Source organism: Sandarakinorhabdus oryzae, from assembly GCF_009733735.1.
Lineage (GTDB): Bacteria > Pseudomonadota > Alphaproteobacteria > Sphingomonadales > Sphingomonadaceae > Sandarakinorhabdus > Sandarakinorhabdus oryzae.
In genome coordinates, this window is record NZ_WNJP01000094.1 from 1 (window position 1) to 11,035 (window position 11,035).

15 protein-coding genes are annotated in these 11,035 nt (G+C 67.3%); 9 read left to right on the forward strand and 6 right to left on the reverse strand.

The features are described 5' to 3' along the window. The 3 genes from GJ693_RS16900 to GJ693_RS10150 form a co-directional block, all read left to right on the forward strand. Positions 1 to 424: MDR/zinc-dependent alcohol dehydrogenase-like family protein (locus GJ693_RS16900; RefSeq protein ID WP_197042097.1), on the forward strand; the 424-nt coding region annotated here is incomplete at its 5' end. Between the two features lie 59 nt (positions 425 to 483). After that, the gene (locus GJ693_RS10145; RefSeq protein WP_156256191.1) at positions 484 to 855 is read left to right on the forward strand and encodes a cupin domain-containing protein; all 372 of its coding nucleotides are present in this window, start codon (positions 484 to 486) and stop codon (positions 853 to 855) included. A 10-nt stretch (positions 856 to 865) separates the two neighbouring features. Continuing rightward, complete coding sequence (locus GJ693_RS10150) at positions 866 to 1,600, forward strand: TlyA family RNA methyltransferase (protein WP_156256192.1); 735 nt, start codon at positions 866 to 868, stop codon at positions 1,598 to 1,600. Here the strand turns inward: GJ693_RS10150 and GJ693_RS10155 are convergent. Continuing rightward, the gene (locus tag GJ693_RS10155; protein WP_156256193.1) at positions 1,597 to 1,887 is read right to left on the reverse strand and encodes an HNH endonuclease; all 291 of its coding nucleotides are present in this window, start codon (positions 1,885 to 1,887) and stop codon (positions 1,597 to 1,599) included. The genes GJ693_RS10150 and GJ693_RS10155 overlap by 4 nt on opposite strands. Before the next feature lie 45 nt (positions 1,888 to 1,932). Here GJ693_RS10155 and GJ693_RS10160 point away from each other — a divergent pair, with 45 nt between their 5' ends. The 5 genes from GJ693_RS10160 to GJ693_RS10180 all read left to right on the forward strand — a co-directional run bounded on the left by GJ693_RS10160 (position 1,933) and on the right by GJ693_RS10180 (position 5,323). Then, the gene (locus GJ693_RS10160; protein WP_156256202.1) at positions 1,933 to 2,481 is read left to right on the forward strand and encodes a TspO/MBR family protein; all 549 of its coding nucleotides are present in this window, start codon (positions 1,933 to 1,935) and stop codon (positions 2,479 to 2,481) included. Between the two features lie 11 nt (positions 2,482 to 2,492). After that, on the forward strand, positions 2,493 to 2,777 hold the full coding sequence (locus GJ693_RS10165) for an accessory factor UbiK family protein (protein WP_156256194.1): 285 nt from the start codon (positions 2,493 to 2,495) through the stop codon (positions 2,775 to 2,777). Between the two features lie 85 nt (positions 2,778 to 2,862). Continuing rightward, positions 2,863 to 3,381 carry a type III secretion system chaperone family protein gene (locus tag GJ693_RS10170; protein ID WP_156256195.1) on the forward strand — a complete coding sequence of 173 codons (519 nt, stop codon included), beginning with the start codon at positions 2,863 to 2,865 and terminating at the stop codon, positions 3,379 to 3,381. 289 nt (positions 3,382 to 3,670) lie between these two features. Next, positions 3,671 to 4,447 (forward strand): pyrroline-5-carboxylate reductase, encoded by a 777-nt coding sequence (gene proC, locus GJ693_RS10175; RefSeq protein WP_156256196.1) that lies wholly within the window; start codon positions 3,671 to 3,673, stop codon positions 4,445 to 4,447. 57 nt (positions 4,448 to 4,504) lie between these two features. Further along, entirely contained in the window at positions 4,505 to 5,323 is an 819-nt protein-coding gene (locus GJ693_RS10180) for a c-type cytochrome (protein WP_197042098.1), read from the forward strand. On the opposite strand, the gene GJ693_RS10185 is transcribed toward GJ693_RS10180, so the two are convergent. After that, positions 5,320 to 5,850, reverse strand: a complete 531-nt coding sequence (locus tag GJ693_RS10185; protein WP_156256198.1) for a MarR family winged helix-turn-helix transcriptional regulator — start codon at positions 5,848 to 5,850, stop codon at positions 5,320 to 5,322. The two genes, GJ693_RS10180 and GJ693_RS10185, sit on opposite strands and share 4 nt — an antisense overlap. Before the next feature lie 138 nt (positions 5,851 to 5,988). Between GJ693_RS10185 and GJ693_RS10190 the strand changes: the two genes are divergently transcribed. Next, the gene (locus GJ693_RS10190; RefSeq protein ID WP_156256199.1) at positions 5,989 to 6,900 is read left to right on the forward strand and encodes a branched-chain amino acid aminotransferase; all 912 of its coding nucleotides are present in this window, start codon (positions 5,989 to 5,991) and stop codon (positions 6,898 to 6,900) included. Here GJ693_RS10190 and GJ693_RS10195 read toward each other — a convergent pair. From GJ693_RS10195 to GJ693_RS10210, 4 genes are all read right to left on the reverse strand, one after another. Then, a complete protein-coding gene (locus GJ693_RS10195; RefSeq protein WP_235902805.1) occupies positions 6,897 to 8,291 on the reverse strand; it encodes an LTA synthase family protein in 1,395 nt (464 codons plus the stop codon). The genes GJ693_RS10190 and GJ693_RS10195 overlap by 4 nt on opposite strands. A gap of 191 nt (positions 8,292 to 8,482) precedes the next feature. Then, positions 8,483 to 9,421 carry a flagellar motor protein MotB gene (locus GJ693_RS10200; protein WP_156256200.1) on the reverse strand — a complete coding sequence of 313 codons (939 nt, stop codon included), beginning with the start codon at positions 9,419 to 9,421 and terminating at the stop codon, positions 8,483 to 8,485. After that, a complete protein-coding gene (gene motA / locus GJ693_RS10205; protein WP_156256201.1) occupies positions 9,418 to 10,284 on the reverse strand; it encodes a flagellar motor stator protein MotA in 867 nt (288 codons plus the stop codon). Before motA ends, GJ693_RS10200 begins: the two co-directional genes overlap by 4 nt. A 225-nt stretch (positions 10,285 to 10,509) precedes the next feature. Continuing rightward, on the reverse strand, positions 10,510 to 11,035 hold a 526-nt coding region (locus tag GJ693_RS10210; protein WP_268893155.1), incomplete at its 5' end, for a flagellin.

Here is an 11,035-nt window from a genome sequence, read left to right on the forward strand (position 1 = left end):
CGTGCTCTATCTGGATGACGACGCCGATCGCCGGGCGCGGGCGGCCGCACTGGGCGCCGAGGCGGCGCCGCTGGCGCTGGCCGAGGGCCGACGGGCCAACGAGCTGTTCGAGATCGTGGTGGAAGCCAACGGCAGCGCCGAGGCGTTGGGCTTTGCCATCCGCTCGGCAGCGCGCAACGCCATCCTGACCAGCGTTTCCATCCACCTGGCGCCGCTGACCCCGGTGCCGCTCACCGAGGCCTATTATCGCGGTCTCACGCTGGTGACGGCGCGGGCGGATTCGCGCGCGCACCTGCCAGCGGTGATGGATTGCCTCGCCTGTGGCCGCCTGCACCCCGAACATGTCACCCACAGGGTCGCCCGCTTTGACGAGGCTGGCGACGCCATGACCGATCCGGGGCCGAAGCTGATGTTCGTGCGCTGACGATTGCCATTCCCGACTGCCGCCCTACACTTCGGGTGAGCAGATTCAGGAGACGGGACATGGGCAAGACTTTGGCAATCAGCGCGGCGCTGGTGCTGGCCGGCTTTGGCGCCGGACTGGCGGTGGCGCAGGTGCAGGGGCAAACCGGTCGCACGCCGCAATTCGCCAACGACGAGGTGAAGGTGTGGCGATCGGTGATCGGCGTCGGCAATCCGCTGCCGCTGCACCGCCACGATCACCCGCGCGTGCTAATCGCGCTCAAGGGCGGCACCATGGACATCCGCGAGGAGACTGGCCAGTCCGACGTGCAGAAATGGGAGACCGGAAAGGCCTATTGGTTGCCCTCCAATCCCAAGACCTTGCACCAGGATGTGAATGTGGGAAATGAACCCATCGAGGTGATGGTGGTGGAATTGCAGAAGGCCTGGTGAGATTCCAGGGGTGAAACAGCGCGTCGATCAACTGCTGGTGGAGCGTGGCCTGGCGGAAAGCCGCACGCGCGCCCAGGCGCTGGTGATGGCCGGCCTGGTGTTTTCGGCTGACCGCAAGATCGCCAAGTCCGGCGACACGCTGGCGACCGATGCACCGCTGGAGGTGAAGGGTCGCGACCACCCCTGGGTATCGCGCGGCGGCATCAAGCTGGATCATGGTCTCAGCCACTTTGGCTGGGATGTTGCCGGCGCTGTCGCGATCGATGTCGGCTCGTCCACCGGCGGCTTCACCGATGTGCTGCTCAGCCGCGGCGCGACGCGCGTCTATGCGGTTGATTCCGGCACCAACCAGCTGGCGTGGAAACTGCGGCAGGATCCCCGCGTGGTGGTGCTGGAACAGCTCTCGGCCCGGCTGCTGACGCCCGATCATATCCCCGAGCCGATCGACCTGATCGTCTGTGATGCCAGTTTCATCGGCCTTGCAAAGGTGCTGCCGGTGCCGATGGGCTTTGCCAAACCCGGCGCGCGGCTGCTGGCGCTGATCAAGCCCCAATTCGAAGCCGGGCGCGAGGATGTCGGCAAGGGCGGGGTTGTGCGCGATCCGGCGGTGCATGACCGGGTCTGCCGTACCGTCGCCGATTGGCTGACCAGCGAGGGCTGGCAAGTCGAAGGCCTCACCCCCAGTCCGATCACCGGCCCGGAAGGCAATGTCGAGTTTCTGATCGGCGCACGCAAACCGGCCTAACGCTTCTTGCCCTTGGTCGGCGCATGGAAATCCGGCGGCTTGCCGGCCACCCAGGCCACGAACGCTGCCAGCCCCGGTTCGGCCAGCAGGGCGGCCTTGTCGGCCCCCATGCGGCCCAGTTGGCTGTTGCTGAAATGGGCGTGGATGGCCTCGTGGCAGATTGGGTGCACCGGCACCAATTGCCGGCCGCCTTTGGCCTTGGGCACCGGGTGGTGCCATTCGACCATACTGCCCAGCACACGGCCGCACAGCCAGCAGGGATGGGGCGCTGCGTCATTCTCGGCCATGGCCTGCTGTAGCGCGGCCGCGGCCAACCGGCTACAGCATTGGCCATGGAAGTCGCCGAGTCCCTCGAAACGCCAGAGCCCTGGTTTTCCACCGGCAGCTTCGCGCGGGCCGCCATCGTGGCGGTGCCGGCCATCTTGTTCATGGGCGGACTGATCGCGCGCATTGCCGGTTCCACCGAAACCAACCCCTGGTACCAGTCGCTCACCCTGCCGGTGTTCCAGCCGCCGGGGCCGCTGTTCGGCATCGCCTGGGCCATTCTCTACACGCTGATCGGCTTTGCCCTGGCGGTGGTGTGGGGCACCCGCGCCGTGCCCGGCAAGCGCCTGGCCATCACCCTGTTCGCCCTGGGCTTTGCCATCAACCTCACCTGGTCGCCGGTGTTCTTTCGGCTGCACATGATCTCGGCGGCGCTGGCGATTATTGCCGTGATGTTGATCGTTGCGATCGGGACTACCTGGGCCTTCTGGCGGGTCAACCGGCTGGCGGGCTGGCTGATGCTGCCCTATTGCGCCTGGCTGGGCTTTGCCGCCACGCTCAACACCACCATCATGATGCTCAACCCCATGGCCGACGCCATGCAGCTGGGAATTTAGGGACCCTGACCATGCAGAACGACAACAAGCTGTTTGAAGACCTGTCCAAGGTCGCCACCGCCGCCATGGGCACCATCGCCGGCGCCAGCCGCGAGCTTTCGGGCGTGGCGCGGGAACGCATGAAGGATTTTGTCGGCGCCAGCGACATCAGCCGCGACGAGTTCGATGCGGTCAAGGCGATGGCCGCCACCGCCCGCGCCGAGGTCGAGACGCTGAAGGCCGAAATCACCGCGCTGAAGGCCCAGATCAGCGAGTCGGCCAAGAAGCCGCGCAAATCTGGTGGGGCAGACGCCTGATATCCACAAGATTTTGCGTGCCTGGCTCTTGCCGAATCGGCAGGGCTTGCCCAGCCTATGCCTTGGCCGGTAAGGGAGAGGCGAAATGAGCTTTTCCGAAATTGATTATGGTCCGGGCGAACCCGCCCCGATCGACCTGCTCGAACAATTGTTCGATGCCAATGGCTGGGCCTCCGAACGTGTGGGTGATGAGGAAATCATCACGACGGTGAAGGGCGGCTGGTGTACCTATCAGCTGCGCGCGCTGTGGCGCGGCGAAGACCGGGTGCTGCAGATCATTGCCCAGGCCGATCTCACCGTGCCCGATGATCGTCGGCTGGCCGTCTATGAAACCATCGGCCTGATCAACGAGCAATTGTGGATGGGCCATTTCGAGCTGTGGTCGGCCGACGGCATGATCCTGTTCCGCCACGCCACCCTGCTGGCCGATGATGATGCCGAAGACGGCGGTGACCTCTCGCCGGCACAGGCCGAAATCCTCACCGATGCCGCGGTGGAGGAGTTCGAGCGTTATTATCCGGTGTTCCAGCTGGTGTTGCTGGCCGGGCAAGGGCCAGCCGAAGCGCTGGCGGCGGCGCTGATCGAGACGGCCGGCGAAGCCTGACGACCGACCACTGGGGGCTGGGGTCCAAAATCAATAATGGGTGGGGTCGGCATGGCCAGGAGAAGCAAAATGGCTAGGCGCAGGTGCGCTGGCGGGGCTTCGCCCCCCGGCGAGCGACTGCAACGCCGCCATTTTGCTTCTCCTGGTCACCCTTCGGGCGGCATTCTGCAAGCCGATGGCGCGCTCGCTCGATTGCCGGGTAGCGCTGCTACCCGGCTGCACTCGCTCACTCCCATCGGCTTGCAGAATGCCGTGACGGCCCCACCCATTATTGATTTTGGACCCTGACATGACGGGCAGTTCGCCGATCTGGCTGATCGGCTGTGGCAACATGGGCGGCGCGCTGTTGCGGCGCTGGCTGGCCGAAGGGCTGGGGCCAGTGACGGTGATCGATCCGGCCGCGCGCAATCTGCCGCCGGGAGTCGAAGCCTCGGCCCGTCCACCGGCAGAAGGCAAACCCGATATCGTCGTGCTCGCCGTCAAGCCGCAGGCCTGGGCCCAGGCTGTGCTGCCGCTGGCCGGGCGGCTGGGTCCGCTCACGCTGGTGATTTCCGTCATGGCCGGCGTGCGCACCGCCGATCTGGCGCGGCTGTTCCCTGGCGCCGGCATCGTGCGTGCCATGCCAAACACGCCGGCATCGGTGGGGCAGGGCGCCACGGCGCTGTTCACCCGTGATGGCGACATCGTGCAGGGCGCGGCCGAAGCGCTGTTCCAGCCGGTTGGCCAGACCATCTGGCTGAATGACGAAGCCCAGTTCGATGCTGTCACCGCCGTCTCCGGCTCTGGCCCGGCCTATGTCTTCCATTTCATCGAGGCGCTGGCTGCTGCCGGCGAAGCGGCGGGCCTGGAACCGGCGATGGCCATGCGCCTCGCCCGCCAGACGCTGATCGGTGCTGCTGCGCTGGCGGCGCAGGATGGCGCGACGCCGGCAGCGACCTTGCGTGAGCGCGTCACCTCGCCGGGCGGCACCACCGCGGCCGGGCTTTCGGTGCTGATGCCGGAGCTGACGCCGCTGCTTGAGCGCGTGATCGCCGCTGCCGCCGCCCGCTCCCGGGAACTGGGCTGACAAACGCGCCAATGGCGCGTAACCTGCCCTAACGGGGGACAGGCCATGCGGCGGTGGGTGAAGAGCGTTCTGGCGATGCTGGGCGTTGGCGCGGCGATGACAGCGGCTGCCGTCGGTGCGCTGATCTGGGCGGGAAACCAGCAACTGGCCAAGGATTTTGGCGCCTTGCCGGAAACTGTGGCCGGCGGCCCCGGCGATCCGGCGCTGGGGGCGCGCCTCGTCAGCGTCTATGGCTGCAACAGCTGTCACGGCGCGGCGCTGACCGGCGAGGATTTCTATGGCGTGGTCGCGCCCAACCTGCGCCGCCGCGCCCGTGAGTGGAGCTGCGAGGATTTCGCCCGCGCCGTCCGTCACGGCCTGCGCCCCGATGGCACCAGCATCAGTTGGGCGATGCCGTCGGAGATGTTCGCCGCGATGGCCGACAACGAGATCGCCGCCATTCACGCGCATCTTCGCACATTGCCGGCGGCCAATGATGCCCAGGCCATCACGCTGAAGCATCGGCTGGTGAAGGCCTTTTTCGCCGCCATGGGCGAACTGATCCCCAATGCCGTGCTGGTGCGCGCCACCGATCGCGGCCCGGCCGTCGCTCCGGCCCCTGGCACGCCGGCATGGGGCCCCTATTTCACCCGCCTGGCGTGCGCCGAATGCCACAACCACGGGCTGGGCGGCAGCCCCGAAGGTTCACCGGCGCTGGCCGATGCCATCCAGATCTATGACTGGCCGGCGTTCGTCACGCTCACCACCACCGGCCGCCCGCCCGATGGCCGCAAGCTGCGCCTGATGACCGGTGTCGGCGCCCAGCGCCTGCCGCACATGACCGACGCCGAACGTCGGGCGCTGTTCGACTATCTGAAAAGCCTGCCTCAGCCCTAACCCTGCAGGGCTTCCACCTGCGCCCGGCCATCCGGCGGCACCAGGCCCATCAGCACCGCCCAGAAGCCGGTCACCGCCTGCTGGCCGGCCTCGCCATAGGCGCGCGCCATGGAACGTTCCAGTTCGGTGAACAGCCGTGCCTCCAGTGCCGCGCCCGAAGGCGTCAGGCTGAGCAGGCGCTGCCGGCGATCAGCCACGCCGACGCGCTGTTCGACCAGTTCGCGGCCGGTCAGATCGGTGAGCACCCGGCCCAGCGACTGCTTGGTGATGCCGAGCAGGCCGATCAACTCCCCCACCGAAAGCCCCGGCCGGCGGGCGATGAAATAGAGCGCGCGGTGGTGGGCGCGGCCCAGGCCCTGCGCTTCCAATATGGCATCGGCGCCGCGGATCATCGACGTGTAGCCGAAATAGAGCAGCTCGATGCCGCGCCTGATCTCGTCCTCGCGCAGGAACAGCGGCGAGGCCGGCGTCACCTTCAGCGGGGAGACCGGGGCCGGGACGGGGGAAGCAGAAATTGGGACAGTCATGTTGACTTATCTGCCACAAAGGCTATGGCAACACAAGCAGGGCGCGCAATTCCCGGCAAGGCGGCAGCGGCATCGCTGTTCGTTTGTTGCCCGGCAATGCCAGGCCGCCCGCACATTGTTACTGGGGACCGATTGGCCATGACCGACGCCACGTTTGATGATCGCAATGGTTTCATCTGGATGGACGGGGAACTGAAGCCCTGGCGTGAAGCCAATGTCCATGTCCTCACCCATGGCCTGCACTATGCCAGTTCGGTGTTCGAGGGCGCGCGTGCCTATGGCGGGCATATCTATGCGCTGTCGGCCCACTCGCAGAGGTTGATCGACTCGGCGGCGATCATGGGTTTCCCGCTGCCGTGGAGCGTGGCGGAAATCGACGAGGCTTGCCGGCAGACCCTGGCCGCCAATGGCTTCACCAACGCCTATGTCCGCCCCGTCGCCTGGCGCGGCAGCGAGCAGATGGGCGTTTCGGCCCAGAAAACCCGCCCGCATCTGGCTGTCGCGACCTGGGAATGGGGGGCTTACTTTGGCCCGGAAGCGCTGAAGAAGGGCTTGCGCCTCAACATCGCGCCGTGGCGGCGGCCGGCGCCCTACACCGCGCCGGTGCGCGCCAAGGCGGCCGGGCTCTACATGATCTGCACCATGTCGAAGCACGCCGCCGAAAACGCCGGCTACAACGATGCGCTGATGCTCGATTGGCGCGGCCAGGTGGCGGAAGCGACCGGTGCCAACATCTTTTTCTTCAAGGATGGCGAACTGCACACGCCAACGCCGGATTGCTTCCTGGATGGCATCACCCGCCGCTCGGTAATCGCACTGGCCCAACGCCGCGGCATCAAGGTGCACGAACGCGCCATCTGGCCGGAGGAACTGGCGACCTTCCAGGAAGCCTTCCTCACCGGATCGGCTGCCGAAGTGACACCGCTGGCCGAGATCGGCCCATGGAATTTCCAGGTGGGCGAAGCGACCTTGCAGATCGCGCAGGATTACAGCGATCTCGTCCACGGCCGCATCACCGGCGTGGAGCCGGTGCCGTCGACCCAGCGTTAGGCGCTGATCGCGTCGATCAGGGCGTGGTGGAACTGCGCCGGGGTCAGATCCCGGCGGGTGCCGCAGCCGCGCACCAATTGGCCTTCCGCGTCGTAGCGCAGCAGCACATAGGGCGTGTGGCGATCGCCGCCCGGCATGCAGGCGCCTGGGATGGACGGTCGGTGGTCACCGTAAAAGGCCAGCAGCGCCGGCCGCTTCAGCGCCGCGACATCGGCCATCAGGCGAGACAGCATGGCATCCCCCCTGGCCACCAGCTCCAGATAGGCGCTGGACTGTTTCTTCAGCGCGCAGGTCTTGTCGGCCGGCCACGGGCCGTGGTTCTCGATGGTGACGGCGTGGAACAGGCCGGGTTCGCGGGCGGCGCGGGCGCGGTCCATGATCACGTCGGCAATCGCCTCATCGCTCACATAACGATGCTCGCCCTTGGCCGGCATGGCAAAGGCTTCCGGCCCCACCATCTCGGCAAAGCCGGCCGCCGGCATGATGGTGTCGCGGCTGTAGAAGCCCAGGTCGTGCGGGTGGACGAACAGGTTGCGCCACCCGTGCCGGGCCAGGCGGGCGGGCAGGGCATGGCTGGCCTCGCCCATGGCGGTGAGGAAGGGATCGAAGCGGCGGAAGCCCAGCGTCTCCTCGTCACGGCCGAAGATCACGCCATATTCGGTGCGGTTGGTATAGGCGCCAAAGCCGGAGACCAGCAGATGCCCCTGTCGCCACGCCGCGGCGCGGGCCGCCGCAAGGCCGGGAAGGGCGAGCGCTGAATCGCCGAACAGCTCGGCCGGATCGGCAAAGCTTTCGCATTGCACCACCACCACCAGTTGCGTGGTCGGCGGCTGCGGCAGGCCGTCGGTACACAGGTGCGGATCGTCGGTCGCCTTCCAGCGCCGCCAGTAGAGCAGCAGGCTGGCCAGCAGGCCGTGGCGCGCGACATCCATGATGGCGGCCGGCTCCGGCGCCAGGCGGCGCCACGGTGGCAGCTGCAGGCTGAGGGCGATCAGCCCCACCGCGCCCACGGCGAGCCCCAGCCCGATCAGGTGCGGCAGCAGCGCCGGCACGAACAGCCAGGCAAACAGCGCGACCAGCCCGGCGGCGCCCACGGCCAGCGCCCTGAGCTGCCACGGCTGCAGCGCCGACAGATAGAATTGCGGATGGCGATAGACGGCGACCAATAGCGCCAGATCAGAAAACAGCAGCGGCTCGCCCAGCATGGCGTTCTTGGCGTTGGAGATCAGCGACAGTGCCATCACCAGCCCCAGCGCCACCAGCCCGGCGACCAGCGGATTGCCGCACAGCGCCAGCACCAGCCCGGCGACGCCGGTCAGGATCAGCCCATGCAGCCACAGTCCCGCCAGGCTGCGGACCCGGCGCGGCCGCACCAAGGCATCCGCCAGCATTGAAGCGGCCAGGATTGATGCCGCCATGACCATGGCCGGCATCGCGGCGTTGACGGGAAAGATGGTGCCTGCTCCCTCTGCCGCGCCAGTCCGCAGCAGTTGGCGGGAGGTCGTCGAGCCCTTTGGTGCATAGCCAAGGCGCGGTGCACTGTCATTACATCATTGCAGATATGTGACAGACTGTCCCTGGTTCACGCCGGGTCCTGATAGAGCAGGGTGACGCTGATACGGCGGTTGCGCGGGTCGGTGGGATTGCCCTTCACATAGGGATCGGTGTCGGCGACGCCCTCGATGCGGCGAAAGCGGCTGCCGGGGATGCCGGCGCCCATCAGCAGTCGGCGGGTAGCATCGGCGCGGGCGGTGGAGAGGCTCCAGTTCGATGCACCACCCAGGGTTTCCTTCTGCCGGCTGAAGCCGAGCGCATCGGTGTGGCCACGCACGGTCAGCGCATTGGGCATCTCCTCGATGGCGTGGGCCACGGTCTGCACCAGCCGCCCGGCCGCGGTGGTGGGGGCGGCGGTGCCCAGCGCGAACATGGAAAAATCCGCCCGCTCGACCAGATCGATGCGCAGCCCGTCGCGGGTCTTCACGAAGCGCACCTGGCCTTTCAGGCCCTTCAGCGTCGGGTCCGCCTCCAGCCGTGCCATGATGCGCAGGGCGGCCTTGTCCAACTCGGCTTCGTCCTTCGCCCGCGCGCTTTCGCCGGGCTTGGGCAGCTTGCCGGTGCTGCCCACGGCCTGGCCCTGCTGGCCACTGGCGGCATTGCTGCCTTCACCGCTGCCCGGGCGCTTTGACAGCGTGTCGGTGCCGGCCGCTGTCACCGGCTGCTTGCCGGTGGTTTCCGGCCGCACGCTGCTGCCATCGGGTGCCGTCACGCTGCGTCCGCCGAACAGGCCGTTCGATCCGCCGCTGTTCTGCAGCTGGATCACCGTGGGCGTGAAATAGTCCGCGATGCCCTTCCGTTGCTGTTCATTGGTGGCGCCCAGGATCCACAGCAGCATGAAGAAGGCCATCATCGCGGTGACGAAATCGGCATAGGCGATCTTCCACGCGCCGCCGTGATGGGCGTGGCCATGGCCCTTCGCCTTTCTGTAGACAATCTCCGGCTCGATATGCGCTTCCGGCTTCATTTTGCCGTCCGCATGCCATCGAAGATCTCGCTGAAGCTGGGCTGGTGGGTCGGGCTGATCGCGGTGCGGGCGGATTCGATCACCAGCGGCTGTGGCTGGCCCTTCAGCGTGGCGATGATCACCCGGCGCACCACCAGGTAAATCTCGCTGTCCTCATCGATCACCGCCTTCAGCCGCGCCGACAGCGGGCCAACGATGCCATAACTCAACAGCACGCCCAGAAACGTGCCGACCAGCGCCGATCCGACCATGGCGCCCAGAATCGCCGGCGGCTTGTCGATGCTGCCCATCGTCTTGATCACGCCCAGCACGGCCGCCACGATGCCGAGTGCCGGCAGCGCGTCCGACATGGTCTGCAGGCGCTCAACCGGTTTCAGCGCGGCGTGGTGGTGGGTCTCGATATGGGTGTCGATCACCTCTTCCACCGCGTGCGGCGCCAGCGTGCCGGTGGACACGACCAGCAGCCGGATCGAATCCGTCACCAGGCTGATGAAGAAATGATCGCCGGCAAATTGCGGATATTCGGCAAAGATGGCGGAGGATTTCGGGTCCTCGATATGCGGTTCGACCGCCGTTGGCCCTTCGGTGCGGAACAGGCGCATCAGCCGGGCGGTGAGGAAGATCGCCGCGCCATAATCGGCCTTCTTGTACTTGGGCCCCTTCACCACCCGCCCCAGCCCGGCCCCCATTGCCTTGATGCCCCGGATGTCGGTGGCAACCAGGGTGGCGCCGGCCGCCGCGCCGCCGATGATCAGGAATTCATGCGGCAGCGCGTGCAGCACCGGCCCCAGGCTGCCGCCGGTGATGGCAAAGCCGCCGAAGACCATGACGATGAGCACGACAAGGCCGATGATGGACAGCATGAAGGGCGGCCGGCTCCGAGAAGACCAAGGGTTCCCTTGGGTTACGGCCGGTGGATTGTAGAGTTAATGGCTGAAACCCTCTCCCACCTGGGGAGAGGGTCGACTCGCGCCCCTTGGCGCGAGCGGGGTGAGGGTCCTATTTCGAAGGCCGGCGCGAGCGACCCCCACCTCGGGCCGCGCCTGCGGCGCGTCTCTCGACCCTCCCCCCGGATCGGGGAGGGGCTGTCAGCGCATATCGTCCCACAGGCTCAGCCGCGACACCCGCGCAAAACTGGCGTTGGCGGCCTCCAGCACGGTGGACAGCCGGTCCAGCCGGGCAATCGCCTCGGTCATGTCGGTGTCTTCCAGCCGTGACAGATCGGATTTCAGCGCCAGCTGGGTGCGGTCGAGCCGGTCGGCCTCGGCCTCCAGCCGCGCCGTGCGCGCGCCCAGCAGCGCCTGCGCGCCGGCGAGACGGGCGACATGATCATCGATTGCACCAATGGCCTCGGCCATGGCGGCATCAAAAAAGGCCGGGCGGGTCTCCTCCAGGCTGTCAGCCAGGTGCGCCAGGCTGTCGAAGATATTGCGCTGGCGCGGGGGCGGCGGCACGGCGGGATCGGGCGGCGGGGCGAGGAGGTCGAGCGGTTCAGTGACGCCAAATGCTTCGGGGCCGGTGATGCCGGCCGGGATGCGCCGGCCGCTGGTGGCCACCTCTGGCGGCACGCCCAGCCCGGCCCAGGTCGCCAGCCCCTCGGCATCCTCGCCATAG

Coding starts and splice junctions, on each gene's coding strand:
- GJ693_RS10185 (WP_156256198.1), bottom strand. CDS start 5,850: ATGACTGTCCCAATTTCTGCTTCCCCCGTCCCGGCCCCGGTCTCCCCG.
- GJ693_RS10155 (WP_156256193.1), bottom strand. CDS start 1,887: ATGGCCGAGAATGACGCAGCGCCCCATCCCTGCTGGCTGTGCGGCCGT.
- GJ693_RS10195 (WP_235902805.1), bottom strand. CDS start 8,291: ATGCTGGCGGATGCCTTGGTGCGGCCGCGCCGGGTCCGCAGCCTGGCG.
- GJ693_RS10145 (WP_156256191.1), top strand. CDS start 484: ATGGGCAAGACTTTGGCAATCAGCGCGGCGCTGGTGCTGGCCGGCTTT.
- GJ693_RS10160 (WP_156256202.1), top strand. CDS start 1,933: ATGGAAGTCGCCGAGTCCCTCGAAACGCCAGAGCCCTGGTTTTCCACC.
- GJ693_RS10170 (WP_156256195.1), top strand. CDS start 2,863: ATGAGCTTTTCCGAAATTGATTATGGTCCGGGCGAACCCGCCCCGATC.
- GJ693_RS10190 (WP_156256199.1), top strand. CDS start 5,989: ATGACCGACGCCACGTTTGATGATCGCAATGGTTTCATCTGGATGGAC.
- GJ693_RS10165 (WP_156256194.1), top strand. CDS start 2,493: ATGCAGAACGACAACAAGCTGTTTGAAGACCTGTCCAAGGTCGCCACC.
- proC (WP_156256196.1), top strand. CDS start 3,671: ATGACGGGCAGTTCGCCGATCTGGCTGATCGGCTGTGGCAACATGGGC.
- motA (WP_156256201.1), bottom strand. CDS start 10,284: ATGCTGTCCATCATCGGCCTTGTCGTGCTCATCGTCATGGTCTTCGGC.
- GJ693_RS10200 (WP_156256200.1), bottom strand. CDS start 9,421: ATGAAGCCGGAAGCGCATATCGAGCCGGAGATTGTCTACAGAAAGGCG.